Origin of the sequence: Nocardiopsis halotolerans DSM 44410, assembly GCF_000341065.1 — a bacterium.
GTDB lineage: Bacteria > Actinomycetota > Actinomycetes > Streptosporangiales > Streptosporangiaceae > Nocardiopsis > Nocardiopsis halotolerans.
Map to the genome: position 1 here is coordinate 1 of NZ_ANAX01000122.1, position 15,854 is coordinate 15,854.

A 15,854-nucleotide genomic window follows, 5' to 3' on the forward strand; every position below is an offset into this window, starting at 1 on the left:
CCGGCGGCGATCGCCAGGGTCGCCGCGGCGCGCTTGAGTCTGCTGGCCATGTGTGTCCTCTCGTGGCCTCCGGTGCCGTGTCCGGCGAGGGCCTTCGTGTGTGCTGGGGGGTGGTGTCGGTTCGGGGGTTTCGTCCGTCGGGTCGCGTGCGGTGCGTCGGAGGTGGTGGTCACGGGCGCGGTCGTGGCTGGAGGGCCGGGGGTCCCGTCGTCGAGGTCGTCCCCCGATCCTCGGAGCGCCGCCGGGGAAATACCCCGTTTCCTCCGTTCGCTGCTTCCATGGCCGATTCCGGACAGGGGTGCGTCACGGGCACGCTTTTCACCTGCCGTTTCCACACTCGGGTGTGTTGGGTGCCCGCGGAAAGGAACGGAGATGCCACCCGGCCCTTGCGTGGTGTTGCTCTCTCGGGTACGGGCGGGGTGATCTGGTGGCGGGGTGCGGCGGTCCTGTCATCGGTTGGCCGTAATTCCTCGTCCCGCGTGACCGGGGCGGCTCCTCGCCCTGGTTTCCTCACGAGAAACTCACATCGTCACATGTCCTGAATTGGGAGTTGTTTCTCGGGTTCGGGTGTGGAGTTGGGGCTGGGTTATGTCATGTTCTGCGGGTCTGTATGCGCTGTTCGAGGGTTTGTGGCGATGGAAGGTCTTTCTGTTTTCGGGTGTGTTTTCTCCTCGGGTTTCCCATGGGTGCGGACGATATATGGGACAGGGTTCCAGCCGGTTCCTCCGGGAAAAGTTCTGTTTTCCTTTGCGAACTCCAGGCGGCCGCTCCTAGGGTGATCAACGGCTTGCACAGGGCTTTCCCAGATGCCAAAGGCGCTGGTCAGCCCGTGTGTCCGAGTAGGCATCACCCCTTCCCTCCCGGCCCGCTCACCGGAGATTCCCAACCCCCGTGGAGCGGGCACGCGACCACACAGGAGAGACACGACGGATGTCGATCGACTCAGCTCCCGAAGTACGCAGCGACAGGCAGCAGAGCCTGGCGACCGCGGCCGCGCGCAACCTGGCGACCACGACCAAGTCCACGCCGCAGATGCAGGGGATCAGCTCGCGCTGGGTGACCAGGATGCTTCCGTGGGTGCACACCGACGGCGGTGCCTACCGGGTCAACCGGCGGCTGACCTACACCATCGGTGACGGGCGGATCGAGTTCGTGCAGACCGGCTCGCAGGTCCGGGTCATCCCCGNCGAGCTGTCCCTGCTGCGCGGCTTCGACGACATGGACGTGCTGGGGGCCCTGGCCGACCGCTTCGTCCAGCGCGACTTCGAACCCGGCCAGGTGCTGGCGCAGGAGGGGACCCCGGCCGACCACCTGTACCTGCTGGCGCACGGCCGTGTGCACAGGACCAGCGACGGCCACTACGGCGACACCAACCTGCTGGGCGTGCTCGCTGACGGCGACAAGTTCGGTGACCGCCACCTGCTCGGCACCGATCCCAAGTGGGAGTTCACGTTCAAGGCCGCGACGGCGGGCACGCTGCTGGAGATGCCCCGGCAGGAGTTCATCGCGATCCTGGACGACTCGCCCTCCCTCCAGGCCCACGTCCAGGAGTACCTGTCCCTGCCCGAGCAGCGGCAGAACAAGCACGGCGAGGCCGAGATCGCCCTGTCGTCGAGCCACGTCGGAGAGGCCCAGCTGCCCGGCGCCTTCGTCGACTACGAGCTCAAGCCGCGCGAATACGAACTGAGCGTGGCCCAGACCGTGCTGCGGGTCCACAGCCGGGTCGCCGACCTCTACAACAAGCCGATGAACCAGACCGAGCAGCAGCTGCGGCTGACCATCCAGGCCCTGCGCGAGCGCCAGGAGCACGAACTGGTCAACAACCCCGAGTTCGGCCTGCTCCACAACACCGAGTTCAAGCAGCGGATCCAGACCCACCAGGGGCCGCCCACCCCCGACGACCTGGACGACCTGCTGAGCATGCGCCGCAACACCCAGTACATGTTCGCCCACCCCCGGGCCATCGCGGCCTTCGGCAAGGAGTGCAACAAGCGCGGGCTCAACATCGGCACCGTGGAGGTCGGCGGCCACCACCTGCCCGCATGGCGCGGCGTTCCGCTCCTGCCCTGCGGCAAGATCCCGGTCACCGAGCACCAGACCTCGTCCATCATCGCCGTCCGCACCGGCGAGGACAACGAAGGCGTCATCGGCCTGTACCAGACCGGACTCCCCGACGAGGTCGAGCCCGGCCTCAACGCCCGTTTCATGGGCATCGACGACAAGGCCATCATCTCCTACCTCGTCAGCACCTACTACTCCGCCGCGGTGCTCGTCCCCGACGCCGTCGGAATCCTGGAGAACGCCGAGGTCCACCCGCGTGGCTGAGTACCCGGCACTGTCAGGGAAGGAGGCCTGAGACGGTGTCACCGCTGTCCAGGATGTCCGCCTCCGCCGCCTCCGCGCTCTCCCCGGAGGTGGCGGGGCTGGTGGACGACCTGCTCCGCGACCCGCGCCGCCCGGGGAACCGGGACCTGCTGGCGCCCGCGTCCGCCCCGAGGACACCGCCCGCACCCCGGCTGCCCGTGGGGTCCGCCGAGGTCGGAACGTCGGCGCTCCGGCTCCGCCTCTCCGGGGCGCGCGTCGCCGACCAGCGCCCCGCCACCGCCGTGAGCGCGGCGACGCGTGTCCCCGCCCACCCCGGCGGACCGCGTGTCCCCGGGCTCTCCGCCCCCGCGGTGGAGCGTCCCAGGAGTGGGGTACCCCGGGACGAGGGGGCCCGGAGCGGGGTTCCCCGGCCCGAGGACGCCGAGAACACCGGGGACGGCGGGCAGGGGGTCCCGGCGCTGTACTGCCCGCCCGCCATGCGCGACGACCCCGCCCTGGGCGAGGAGGTCGACGACCGGCTGGTCGCGTGGGCCGAGGAGGTGGGGGTCTACCCCGGTCAGCTCGACCGGGTCCGCTCGGCCGGGTTCGGGCGCCTCATCATGCTCGCCCACCCCGAGACCGACGATCCCGACCGGCTGTTGGCCGCCGCCAAGTGCGCCCTGGCCGAGTGGTCCGTGGACGACCACTACGTCGACGGCGAGGTGGAGGAGGCGCGCCCGGAGCTGCTCGGCCAGCGCCTGGCGATCGCCCACTCGGTCATCGACCAGGCCCACCTGCCGCTGCGCTACGCGCCCCAGCTGGAGGAGGTCGTGCGCGCGGACCCCGTGATGGTGGCCCTGCGCTCCAGCCTGGCCGACCTCGGCACCTACGCCACGGCGGCGCAGGTGCGCAGGCTCCGCCACGAGCTGGCGATCATGTTCGTGGCCTACAACCAGGAGGGCGTCTGGCTGGCGACCGGGCACCGGCCGCCGGTCTGGGAGTTCCTCATGCACCGGCACGAGAACAGCTTCGTGCCGTGCATGGCGCTCATCGACGCGGTCGCCGGATACGAGCTGCCCTGGGCGGAGTTCGCCGAGCCGAGCGTGCGCCGGGTGTTCACGCTGGCGGGCAGCGCGAGCGTGATCGTGAACGACCTGTACTCCATGGGCAAGGAGGACGTCACCGACTTCAGCCTGCCCCGACTGATCGCCACCGAGGACGACTGTTCGCTGGACGAGGCCGTCCGGCGCACCGTCGACGTCCACGACGAACTGATGCACACCTTCGAGGCCGAGGCGGCGGCCCTGGCCCTGAACGGCTCCCCGGAGCTGCGCCGCTTCCTGTGGGGCCTGTGGGCCTGGCTCGGCGGCAGCCGCGAATGGCACGCCCGTACCGCCCGCTACCACGGAACGAACGCCTCCTGACCGGGGGCGGGCCCGGGCCAGCCCGGACCCGCCCCCGGTCCGCCCTCCGTCCGGTCCGCCCTCCATCCGATCCGTCTTCCGCCCGGCCCCGGCCCCGACCGGCCGGGGGCACCACGACAAGGAGTTCTCCCCATGACCGAGACCATGAGTCCCGTCCTGCGCACCGCCTACCAGGAGTCCGTGGCGGCGTACTGGAACGCCGAGAGGGACCCCGTCAACATCCGGCTCGGCGAGGTCGACGGCTTCTTCCACCACCACTACGGGATCGGTGACTACGACCCCTCCGTGCTGGAGGGTCCGGAGGAGACCCGCGACGAACGCGTCATCCGGGAGATGCACCGCCTGGAGACGGCGCAGGCCAACCTGCTCCTGGACCACCTGGGGCCGATCTCGCCCGACGACCGGATCATGGACACCGGTTCCGGGCGCGGCGGCACCAGCTTCATGGCCCACCAGCGCTTCGGCTGCCACGTGGACGGGGTGACGATCTCCGAACAGCAGGTCGCCTTCGCCAACGGGCAGGCCGAGGAGCGGGGCGTGGCCGACCGGGTGCGCTTCCACTTCCGTAACATGCTCGACACCGGCTTCGAGACGGGGTCCCTGCGTGCCAGCTGGAACAACGAGTCCACCATGTACGTGGACCTGTTCGAGCTCTTCCGCGAGCACGCCCGCCTGCTGGAGTACGGGGGCCGCTACGTCACCATCACCGGCTGCTACAACGACGTCACCGGAGGCCGCTCCAAGGCGGTCAGCCGTATCGACGAGCACTACACCTGCAACATCCACGCCCGCAGCGAGTACTTCCGGGCGATGACGGCCAACAACCTCGTCCCGATGGAGGTCGTCGACCTGACCGCCAGCACGATCCCGTACTGGGAGTTGCGGGCCCGGTCCTCGGTGGCCACCGGGATCGAGGACCCGTTCCTCACCGCCTACAAGGAGGGCAGCTTCCACTACCTGCTCATCGCGGCTGACCGCGTCTGACCACGGCGCGGCGGCGCGGTCCCCGCGCCGCCGCGCCCCCGCACCCCGTCGACGAACACGAAGGACGTCCATGCCCACCAGTTCAGCCATCGACCACCGCACCACCGTGTCACCGGACGGCCCCGACCCCGAACCGGTCATGCTCGAACTGGTCGACGAGGACGGGACGACGACCGGCACCGCGGAGAAGGTCTCCGCGCACATGCCGCCCGGACGGCTGCACCGGGCCTTCTCGGTCTTCCTCCTCGACGGCCGGGGCCGCCTGCTGCTCCAGCGCCGCGCCCCCGGCAAGTACCACTCGCCCGGGGTGTGGTCCAACACCTGCTGCGGCCACCCCCTCCCCGGGGAGCCGCCCTTCCTGGCCGCCGCCCGGCGCACCCACGAGGAGCTGGGCGTGGCCCCCGCGCTCATGCGCGAGGCCGGGACGGTGCGCTACAACCATCCGGACCCGGTCTCCGGGCTGGTGGAACAGGAGTACAACCACCTCTTCGTGGGACTGCTGCGCGACCAGCCGCGCCCCGACCCGGATGAGGTCGACCGGACCGCGTTCGTCGACTCCGCGGAACTGGAGCGGATGTGCGGGGACCTGCCGTTCTCGGCGTGGTTTCCCACGGTGCTCGACACCGTGCTGCCCGCGGTGCGCGAACTGACCGGCGACTCCGGCTGGTAGCTCCTGGTGCGGTGACCGGAGGTGTCCGCCGGCTCGCCCCGTTCGTGTGGACCCGCGCGCCCGCCAGCAGCGCTTTCGGCCGGCCCGCTAGGGCAGGACGCGGCGCGGCCCCTCGGGCGGGTTCGGTCGCGCGCCCCACTCCCGGGGGTAGCCGAGGGAGACCTCCACGTGGGGGACGCCGTCGACCACGATCGTGCGGGGGATGTGCAGGTGCCCGTAGACCACGGCGCGGGCCCGGTAGCGCGTGTGCCAGTCCGCGGTGGCCTCGGTGCCGCACCACTGGGCGAACTCGGGGTAGCGCAGGATCCGGGTGGGCTCGCGCACGAGCGGGAAGTGGTTGACCAGCACGGTGGGCAGATCCGGGTCCAGCGCGTCCAACCGCCCCCGCGTGTACTCCAGGCGGGCCCGGCACCAGGCGTCGCGCCCGGGGTGGGGATCGGGGTGGAGCAGGTACTCGTCGGTGCACACCACGCCCGCCTCGTACGCGACCGCGAGCGCCTCCTCCTTGGTGCCGGTTCCGGCCGGGCGGAAGGTGTGGTCGTACAGGACGAAGAGGGGAGCCACGGCCACGGGTCCGTCGGGCCCCGGCCAGAGGGGGTAGGGATCCTCGGGGGTGTGTACGCCCAGGCCGCGCAGGGCCTCGACCAGGTACCGGTAGCGCTCCTCACCGCGCAGCTGGAGGGGGTCCGAGGGCGTGGTCCACAGGTCGTGGTTGCCGGGCACCCAAACCACGGTGGCGAAGCGCTCGGCCAGCAGCTCCATCGCCCAGAGGACGTCGTCGGTGGTCTCGGCGACGTCGCCGGCCACCAGGAGCCAGTCCTCGTCCGACTCCGGACGCAGGCCCTCGGTGAAGGCGCGGTTGTCACCGTGCCGGACGTGCAGGTCGCTGATGGCGAGCAGGCTCATCCCACCGTTCCTTCCCCGTGTCGGCTCCGCCGCCCGGCCACCCTACACAGTCCCTCCGGGGCGGTTCTCCGCGGCTCCGTCCAGCGGACCCCCGACCGCCGGGTGGCCCGCACGCGTCCGCGCGGACGTCGGGGACGCCGCTTCCGCCGGAGGGGACGCATGGGGAAGGCTTCGGAGGCGCGGTCACCGGCCGTGACACTTGTCATTCCGGAGCGGGCCGAACGGGAGCCCCGGCTCGGGTAGGCGCCGCGCGCCCTCGACGGCGCGTCAGGCCCCGGTGGACGCGCGAGAAGCGTGTACCCCACGGAGTCGAGCTCGTTTCGTCGCCCTTGCGTGTGCTCTGACCGTTTTCCATTTCCTTGCGGAGCGCGATGCGTCCATTGCACTGCGTCCGCATCCGTCACGCTTCCTCTGTGTTCGGTGCCACTACGGCGTGTGTAGGATGCCGCGGGTGATCGTGACGCCACGGTCACCCGGGGCCGTGGTGTCCTCTACCTCCCCGCCACGTCCCCTGCCGAGGCGTACCCCGCTCGATCCACTCGTGGCTCCGGGTACGCGCCCTTCGCGGAACCGACACGAGAGGTAGCAATGACACCTGACACCGTCGGCCTCGCACTCCTCCTGCTGGGGGTGCTGCTGCTGGTATCGAAGCTGGTCCGCGTCAGGTGGAAGCTGACGCAGAAGCTGTACCTGCCCGGCTCGATCATCGGCGGCGGGATCGCGCTGCTCCTGGGCCCCGACGTGTTCGGGCGCCTCATGGGATGGCTGGCCGACCGGGGCGTCGGCGGGGGCTTCGCCGAACGCGCGGCCGAGGGCGGACTCTTCGGCGCCGACGTGATGCAGGTGTGGTCCGCGCTGCCCGGCCTGCTGATCTCGGCCGTCTTCGCCAGCCTCTTCCTGGGCAAACCCCTGCCCCGGTTCCGCGAGGCCGCGACCCTGGCGGGCCCCAACCTCGCCTTCGGCGTCACCATGGCCAGCGGCCAGTACGTCATCGGCCTGACACTCGCCCTGCTGGTGCTCGTCCCCCTGTTCAACGTCCCGGCGATCTCCGGTGCCCTGATCGAGATCGGCTTCCTCGGCGGGCACGGCACCGCGGCGGGCCTGGGCGACACCTTCGAGCAGGCGGGCTGGGCCCAGGGCCAGGACCTGGCCCTGGGCATGGCCACCGTCGGGCTGCTGTCGGGCATCATCGTCGGCATCGTCCTCATCAACTGGGGTGTGCGCCGCGGCAAGTCCAACGTGATCAGCTCCGACGCCAAGGGCACCGACGGCGAGCAGGCCGGACTGGTCGAGCGGGACAAGCGCTCGGCGGGCGCGACCATGACCGTCCACCCCTCCTCGATGGACCCGCTCACGCTGCACTTCGGTCTGGTCGCCCTGGCCGTGCTGATCGGCCAGCTCATCCTCATGGGGTTGCAGTGGCTGGAGCGGATGCTGTGGGCCGAGACCATCGAGGTCATGGCCTACGTGCCGCTGTTCCCGCTGGCCATGATCGGCGGCATCGTCCTCCAGGTGGTCATCGACCGGTTCGACCGCAACGACGTGGTGGACCACAAGACCGTCGAACGGATCCAGGGCCTGTCGCTGGACGTCCTCATCATCGCCGCGATGGCCACCCTGTCGCTCCAGGCCATCGCCGACAACATCGCGGCCTTCGCGCTCCTGGCCCTCGCGGGCGTCCTGTGGTCGCTGTGCGGCTTCCTCTTCCTGGCGCCGCGGATGATGCCCAGCCACTGGTTCGAGCGGGGCATCGGCGAGTTCGGCCAGTCGCTCGGCGTCACCGCAACGGGGCTCGTGCTGATGCGCGTCGTCGATCCGGAGATGAGATCGCCCGCCTATCCCGCCTTCGGCTACAAGCAGCTCATCTTCGAGCCGTTCTTCGGGGGAGGCCTGGTCACGGCGGCCGCGATCCCGCTGATCATCAGCCCCCACGTGGGGCCGGTGGGTTTCCTGGCGATCATGGCGGTGGTGCTGGTGACCAGCCTGTCCACGGGCCTGTTCGCGTTCCGCCGTCGACGCCGTGACCAGGGGGTCGTCGCCGCAGAGCACGAGGCCGAGCGGGTCTCCTGACCGAGGACGGGGCACGACCGTCCCGCGCCCCGTCCGTTCCGGTTCCCGCCGCGGTCGGCCACCCGCGCGGATCCCTCCGGGACCGGTCCTGTGGAAAACGGGTGTACCGTCTCTGCGGTCACCTAGCGTTATGGAGGTGGGCCGGTCCCGGACCGGCCCACCCGTAGCGCGCACACCAGACGGAGGGACGGCCCGTGGTCGAACGCAGAGCCCTGGACGTGGACCCGCCCGCGGTCAGCGACCGGTTCCGGCTGTTCAACTTCACCCGGCGCGACGACCACGTCACCTACCTGTGGATCCTGCGGGCCATGGACCGTCTGCGCGAGGTCCACCAGGTCCAGGTGGCCCCCGACGACGTCGCCGACGCCCTGCGCGAACTCGCCCGGTCCCACGACGGGGTGCCCGTGCCCGACCGGAGCCTGCGCGACCGTCTGGACGAGCTCCACGCCGACCGGGTCGTGCACCGCTTCGACGACGCCTCGCGCGCCGGGAACCTCGCGCGCTACCGCAACCGGCAGTCGGTGTACCAGTTCAGCGAACTCGGCTACCGGGCCTACCAGTCGGTCGAGAACCTGCTGGGCGCCCGCATCGAGGACGTCAACCTGTCCCGGCTGGTCTTCTCCGAGGTCCTGGAGGACCTGCGCGCCCTGGCCGAGGCCAACCGCACCGGCCGGGCCGAACAGGTCTACCGCAGGCTCGCGCGCCTGGACGCGGTCATGGAGGACATGGGGCGGCGCTCCGCCCAGTTCCACGTCACCCTGGGTGAGATCCTGCGCTCCACCGACGCCTCCCCGGACATGTTCCTGCGGCACAAGAACGCCCTGCTGGTGCACATGTCCGACTTCATGGCCGAACTCGACCGCTACCTGCCGCGCCTGGACCGCGCCGTGCGCGAGGTGGAGGAGACCGGGCTGGCCACGCTGCTCTCCCGCGCCGCCGACTCCGACGAACGCCTGTTCATGGAACGCGACGAGCGCCTGGCCGACTGGCGGCGCCGCTGGCGGGCCCTGCGCGCCTGGTTCTCCTCCGACGACGCCATCCCCGCGCGGGCCGCCGAACTGCACGCGGCCACCCGGTCGGCGGTCTCGGGCGTGATCGCCCTGCTGCGCCAGATCACCGAGGCCCAGCGGGGCGGCGTCAACCGCTCCACCCAGCTGCGGCACCTGGCCGAGTGGGCGTTCAACACCCCCGACGACGGCGCCGCGCACGCCCTGATGGGCGCCGCCTTCAACGTCCGCTCCGCCCGCCACCTGGGCGTGGCCCACGACGACGAGGAGCAGATCCCGCCCAACCTCACCTGGTGGGACGCTCCGGGGGTGGAGGTGTCGGTCACCCTGTTCCGCAGCGGCACCGCCCCCACCGCGGGCGTGCCCAAACCGGTACGGCGCAACCCCGGCGCCCAGGCGCGCCTGCGCGGGCAGCAGGCCGCCGACCGCGCCGCCGAACGCGAGGCCGCCGCACGCCTGGTCGACCGGGGCGCCCACGGCCGCGTCCTGGACGAGACCGACACCCGTGTCCTGCTGCGCCTGGTCACCCGCGCCCTGGAGTCGCGCTCGGTCGTCGCCGGACGCCTGTCCTCGGCCAGCGGCGCGGGCGACGGCACCATGGTCCGCCTGGTCCCCGACCCGGCGGGCAGCACCGTCCACACCAGCCAGGGCCGACTCCACCTGCCGGGCCTGCGCCTGGAGGCCACCGGCCACCGGATCCGAACGAAGAACACCTGATGCCCCGCCGACTCTTCGCCCGCACGGTCGCCCCCGCCGACCTGGGTTCCTACCAACAGGCCATGCGCCGCGTCCTCACCTGCGACCTCATCACGGCCACCCGACCGCGCCCCGGCGCCCTGGAGCAGGTGCTGCGCTGGGCCGACGAGTTGGCCTCCGACCTGGAGCGGCTCTTCGGCTACACCCTGGTCGCCACCACCGACCACGTGCGCCTGGTCCGCGAACTCGACGCCCTGGACCCCACCCAGCGCCAGACCTTCGCGCGTAGGGGCAGGCCCTTCGACCGGCGCAGGCTCGCCTACCTGTGCCTGGTGCTGGCCGCCTTCCAGCGCTCCCAGATCGAGATCAGCCTCGCCGACCTGGTCAGCCGGTTCACGCCCGCGGCCAACGCCGTCGACGGGCTGGGCTACGACCCCACCGACGGCGCGCACAAGGCCGCGCTGGTCGACGTCGCCCACTGGCTGGTGGACCGCGGCGCACTCCACCTGTCCGACGGGTCCCTGGAGGCGTGGGCCGCGGGCAGCGGACAGGGCGACGCCCTGTTCGACATCGACCACGAGGTGTGCGAGCTGCTGTTCCGCCCGGCCCGCCCGGTGCAGCACCTGAACAGCGCGGCCGGACTGCTCGCCGACCCGCTCACCGAGGGCTCGCCGCGCGAGCAGGCGGTACGGCGGGCCAGGCGGCTCCTGGTGGAGCGGCCGGTGGTGTACCACGCCGACGTCGAACCGGCGGTGTCCGCGGCCCTGCGCGGCAGGGGCGTGGCCGAGGACCTGGCCCGCGCCACCGGGCTCCGGGTCGAGCGCCGCGCCGAGGGCGTGCTGCTGGCCGATCCCGCGGGCACCTTCACCGACCGGCCCTTCCCCGGTCGTGGCGGCGCGGTCAACCGCACGGCCGGACTCCTGCTGGCCAAGGTGGCCGATCTCCTGGAGACCTCCCTGGCCGCGCTCGTCCGGCTGCCCGTGACCCCGCAGGCCGTCGACCAGGCCGAACTCGTCCGACTCGTGGACGCGGGGCTGCCCCGCGACGGCGTGGTGACCGACCTGGCCTGGACCGTGGAGCCCGCCGAGGAGGGGGAGCAGCCCGCGCGGCTGGAGGTCCCCCTGGTCGAGCGCGGCCGGTGGGAGACCATGATCCACGAGCTCTACGCCGAGTTCGGCGCCTCCTCCTTCGGGGGCGCCTGGCAGCAGGATCCCTACGGCCTGCTGGACGCGGCGCTGGCCCTGCTCACCGAGCTCTCCCTGATCCGGCCGGTGCCCGGGGGCGCCCTGGTGCTCCCCGCCGCCTCCCGCTACCGCAACATCCAGGGCGCGCTCCCCGAACGCGCCGACGAGGGGCAGCTGCCCCTGGGGCTGTCCGATCCCCTGACGCACACGGGTACGTCCGGCGGGGCCTCCCCGGGGGCCGTGACGGAGGCCGCGACGGACGGGGCCGGGGACTCCGCTCCTCCCGGCACGCCCTCCACCGACACGCCCCCCGCAGACGAACCCGCCCCCTCGGAAGGAAACTGATGTCCAGCCCCCGATTCCGGCCCAGCCGCGCCGGTGTGATCAACGTCTGGGACTACGTCGACGAGGAGTTCGTGTTCGCCGACGGGCGCCTCGTCCTGCGCGGGCACAACGGCTCGGGCAAGACCAAGGCCCTGGAGGTGCTCTTCCCCTTCATCCTGGACGGGTACACCGACGCCCGCCGCCTCGACCCGTTCAGCGGCCAGAACCGCACCATGAAGTCCAACCTGCTCTACCGCGGCCAGGACGCCGAGTACGGGTACGTGTGGATGGAGTTCGCCCGCGCCACGACCGACACGGAGGACGGGGACACCGAGACGGTCACCCTCGTCATCGGGCTGCGCGCGCACCGGCACCGCGACGGCGTCGTCCCCTCCTTCTTCGTCACCGACCAACGCCTGGGCGTGGACTTCGGCCTGCTCGCCTCCGACGGGCGCCCGCTCACCGAGAGGCAGCTCAAGGGGGCGCTCGGTGAGGCCGCCTTCCAGTCCACCGCCGCCGACTACCGCCGTGCCGTGGACGCCCGCCTCTTCGGCCTCGGCGAGCGCTACGTCCAACTGCTCGACCTGCTCCTGGCGCTGCGCCGCCCCCTGTTGGCCAAGGACCTGGACCCCGAGAAGGTCTCCGAGACCCTCACCAGCGGGCTGAGCCCCCTGGACGAGGAGCTCGTCGACCAGGCCGCCCGCGACTTCACCAACCTGGCCGCCGTCCAGCGCCGTTTCGACCAGGCCAGCACGGCGCACGCCGCGACCACGGCGTTCGTCGGGGAGTACGCGGCCTACCTCACCGCGCACGCCCGCCACCGCCTGGCCCGCGTGCACGCCGCCACCGAACAGACCGCCGAGCAGGCCCGGGCCATCACCGAGGCCCGCGACACCCGGGAGGAGGCCACCCTCGCGCACGCAGCCGCCACCGAGCGGGCCGAGGGGTACGAGGCCGAGATCCGCCGACTCACGGCTCGCAAGGACGGGTTGGAGGCCCACGAGGCGTTCCGCAGCCACGCCGCCCTGGAGATCGAACGCACGCACAGCGCCGAGACCGCCCGCGCGTTGGAGGAGCAGCAGGGCAGGCTGGACGACCAGGCCGGAGAGGTCACCACCCTCCAGCGGGAGGCCGAACGGGTCGCCACCAGCCTCGAACACGGCCGGGCCCGCACCCGGGAACTGGTCGCGGAGCTGGCCGAGACCGCCGGACAGGCCGGGTTCGACCACGACGGTGAGGGCCACGCCGACACCGGCGACGACCTGCCCGCCACCGCCCAGGCGCGCGCGACCGCCCGCCGCGCCGACGTGGCCGCGGTGCGCGAACGCCTCGCCGAACTCGCCCGGGCCGAGACCGCGCGCGGTACCGCCGAGCGAGCCAGCGCCCAGGCCGACGAGCGGCTCCGGCGGCGCGCCGCGGAGTGCGCACGGGCGGAGGAGGAACTGGCCGCCGCGCGGAGTGGTGCCGCCGACGCGCTCACCGTGTGGGCAGGGCACTGGGCCGACGGTCCCGCCCCGGTCACCGACGCCGCCTGCGTCACCGCCCTGGCCGAGGCACTGGAGGCCTTCGGCGCGCCCGGGACCCCCACCGTGGGGGAGGTCTACGGGGAGCACACCGACCAGCAGCGCCTGGACGCCGCCGCGCACGCGCGCACCCTGGAGACCCGCCGGGACCAGCTCGACGCGGAGATCGACCGTCTCACCCGCGAACGCGGGGACATCGCCGCCGAACGCGACGACGCGCCGCCCGCCGACGACCTGCGCACCGCGTCCCGGGAGGGCCGGCCCGGCGCACCGCTGTGGCAGCTGGTCCGCTTCGCCGACGCGGTCGCGGACACCGACGCCGCCGCGATCGAGGGCGCCCTGCACGCCGCGGGGCTGCTCACCGCCTGGGTGCACCCCGACGCCGACGCCACCCGCGCCGCCCTCACCGAGGGCGGAGCCGACGCCTACCTGCTGCCCACCGCCGACACCGCCGTGCGCGAGGGACCCACCCTGGCCGACGTGCTGGTTCCCGAGCAGCAGGACCTGGTCCCCGAGGACGTCATCACCCGAGTCCTGGCGTCGGTGCGCCTGGCCGACACCGGGGAAGCGGCGGCGCACGCGGTCAGCGTCCGGGGGACGTTCGCCCAGGGGATGCTCGTGGGCGCGTACTCCAAGGCCGCTCCCGAGTTCGTCGGCGCCACCAACCGCGCCCACCGCCGTAGGGAACGCCTGGCCTCCTGCGACGCACGCGTCGCCGAACTCACCGAACAGCGCGCGCAGGTCACCGACCAGCTCGACCGGGCGGGTGAGCTCCTCAAGGCCTTCACCCGGGCGCGCACCGCCCTGCCCGAGACCACCCCGATCGACCGGGCCGTGCGCCGGGTCGACGAGCAGTCCACTCTCCTGGCCTCGGCGCGCGCCGAGAGCGAGGAGCGGCGCCGCGACCTGGACGCCGCGGTCGCCGAGGTCGACGCCCACCGCCACCAGGTGCGCACCGTGGCCACCGAACGCGCCATGCCCGCCCAGCCCGAGGCGGTGGACGCCGTCTCCCGGGCCGTGGACGACTTCCTGGAGACCGCGCGTCTGCTGCACGCCGCCCGAGCCGAGGTCGCCCGGCACACCGCCGACCTGGACAACCGCCAGGAGACCGTCACCCGGTTGCGCGGACGCCTGGAGGAGGACCGCGAACGCCACGAGGAACGGGTGCGCGAGCACGAACGGGCCGCGGCCGAACTCGCCGCCAAGCAGGAGAGCATCAGCGCACCGGTCCGCGAGCTCATGGCCGAGCTGGAACAGGTCAAGGAGCGGCTGAGCGGGGCCCGCGAGGACCACCAGCGAGCCCAGAAGGAGGCCGCGACCGCCCACGAGGCGATGATCCGGGCCGACGAGAAACTGGGCGGCGGACAGAGGGCGCTCACCGAGTCCCTCACCGCCCTGTTCGACCACGCGGACGCCTTCACCGCCCTCGCCCACCCCGACCTGCGCGCCACCCTGGGCGTGGACCCCGCACCCGTCTGGCCGGACCGGAGTTCCTGGCCCGCGCCCGACCGGGCCGCCGAACGGATCCTGGCGTCGTCCCCCACCGACCCGGCGGACGCGGTCCGCGCCGTCCTGCCCGGCGCCGAACTGCTCGACGCGTTCACCGCCGCCGTCGGCTCCGGCGCCGAGGTCACCGACGGCGACCTCAAGACCGCCTCCACGAGGATCTCCCAGGCCCTGCGCGTCTTCCAGGACACCCTGGGCGGCGACGCCGAGGGCTACCGGGTCGACCACGACCTCGGCGTCAGCGGCGTCATCACGGTGTTCGTCAACGACGAGACCGGCCGCAACCCCGTCTCCGCCTTCGCCCGCGTCATCGCCGAACGCGTCGAGGAGCAGGGCGCGCTGCTGGGCGAGGAGGAACGCGGCGTCCTGGAGGACGAGCTGCTCACCGGGATCGCCCAGCAGATCCACGAGCGGGTGCGCGTGGCCCGCGGCCTGGTCGCGAACATGGACCGCGACACCCGCTCACGCCCCATGTCCTCGGGCACCCGGATCGGGATCCGCTGGAGCCGGTCGGACCGCGTCACCGAGCACCAGGCCAGCGCCGCGCGCCTGGTCAGGCGGGACGCCGCCGAACTGGGCGCCTCGGGACTGACCCAGCTGCGCGAGGTCCTGCGGGAGATGATCCGCGAACACCACGCCGCCCACCCCCGCGCCACCTACAAGCAGATCCTGTCGGCGGTGCTGGACTACCGCACCTGGTACCGGTTCGAACTGCGTCTGGCCGTGCCCGGACAGGAGGAGGTCAAGCTCACCAAGAACAAGCACGAGCAGATGTCGGGCGGGGAGAAGTCCGCCGCGATCCACCTGCCGCTGTTCGCCGCCGCCAACGCCCTGTACACCTCGGCCACACCCACCTGCCCCCGGATGGTGGCCCTGGACGAGGCCTTCGCCGGGATCGACGACCGCTACAAGCCCGAACTCATGGGGCTGACCGTCACCTTCGACCTGGACATGTTCATGACCGGACACGACCTGTGGGTGCACTACGACACCGTGCCCATGGCCGCCCACTACGACATGCACCACGACAAGGGAGCGCACACCGTCTCGGCGATGCTCATGCTCTGGGACGGAGCACAGACCATCGACGCCGACGCCGGGTTCTCGGGCAACGAGGAACTGGCCGCCGAACTGCTGGGTATCACCCCCAGCCGGTTCGCGCCGCTGTCGTCGGCCGGAACGCTGCTGGAGGACACCGGGGAGGAGGCCCCACCCGCGCCCTGACCCCCGCCGAACCGACGCCGTCCCCGGAAGGT

At 72.3% G+C, this 15,854-nt stretch carries 9 protein-coding genes; 8 read left to right on the forward strand and 1 reads right to left on the reverse strand.

From position 1 onward, the window contains the following. Positions 1–930 precede the first annotated feature (930 nt). The 4 genes from D455_RS0109245 (at position 931) to idi (ending at position 5,382) form a co-directional block, all read left to right on the forward strand. Positions 931–2,325: a family 2B encapsulin nanocompartment shell protein gene (locus D455_RS0109245; protein ID WP_017570445.1), complete on the forward strand. Its 1,395-nt coding sequence runs from the start codon at positions 931–933 to the stop codon at positions 2,323–2,325. Between the two features lie 35 nt (positions 2,326–2,360). Beyond that, positions 2,361–3,728: a family 2 encapsulin nanocompartment cargo protein terpene cyclase gene (locus D455_RS0109250; protein WP_026122465.1), complete on the forward strand. Its 1,368-nt coding sequence runs from the start codon at positions 2,361–2,363 to the stop codon at positions 3,726–3,728. A gap of 132 nt (positions 3,729–3,860) precedes the next feature. Then, positions 3,861–4,712, forward strand: a complete 852-nt coding sequence (locus D455_RS0109255) for a geranyl diphosphate 2-C-methyltransferase (RefSeq protein WP_017570447.1) — start codon at positions 3,861–3,863, stop codon at positions 4,710–4,712. Between the two features lie 70 nt (positions 4,713–4,782). Beyond that, entirely contained in the window at positions 4,783–5,382 is a 600-nt protein-coding gene (gene idi, locus D455_RS0109260; RefSeq protein WP_017570448.1) for an isopentenyl-diphosphate Delta-isomerase, read from the forward strand. Between the two features lie 87 nt (positions 5,383–5,469). Here idi and D455_RS0109265 read toward each other — a convergent pair whose 3' ends face one another. Then, positions 5,470–6,288 carry a metallophosphoesterase family protein gene (locus tag D455_RS0109265; protein ID WP_017570449.1) on the reverse strand — a complete coding sequence of 273 codons (819 nt, stop codon included), beginning with the start codon at positions 6,286–6,288 and terminating at the stop codon, positions 5,470–5,472. Positions 6,289–6,876: 588 nt separating this feature from the next. On the opposite strand from D455_RS0109265, the gene D455_RS0109270 reads away from it, so the two are divergent. The 4 genes from D455_RS0109270 to D455_RS0109285 all read left to right on the forward strand — a co-directional run bounded on the left by D455_RS0109270 (position 6,877) and on the right by D455_RS0109285 (position 15,822). Next, a complete protein-coding gene (locus D455_RS0109270; protein WP_017570450.1) occupies positions 6,877–8,358 on the forward strand; it encodes a sodium/glutamate symporter in 1,482 nt (493 codons plus the stop codon). Positions 8,359–8,552: 194 nt separating this feature from the next. After that, complete coding sequence (locus D455_RS0109275; RefSeq protein ID WP_017570451.1) at positions 8,553–10,082, forward strand: TIGR02677 family protein; 1,530 nt, start codon at positions 8,553–8,555, stop codon at positions 10,080–10,082. After that, entirely contained in the window at positions 10,082–11,590 is a 1,509-nt protein-coding gene (locus D455_RS29875) for a DUF2398 family protein (RefSeq protein ID WP_017570452.1), read from the forward strand. The genes D455_RS0109275 and D455_RS29875 overlap by 1 nt, the downstream gene beginning before the upstream one ends. After that, a complete protein-coding gene (locus tag D455_RS0109285; RefSeq protein WP_017570453.1) occupies positions 11,590–15,822 on the forward strand; it encodes a TIGR02680 family protein in 4,233 nt (1,410 codons plus the stop codon). Before D455_RS29875 ends, D455_RS0109285 begins: the two co-directional genes overlap by 1 nt. The last annotated feature ends 32 nt before the right edge of the window (positions 15,823–15,854 follow it).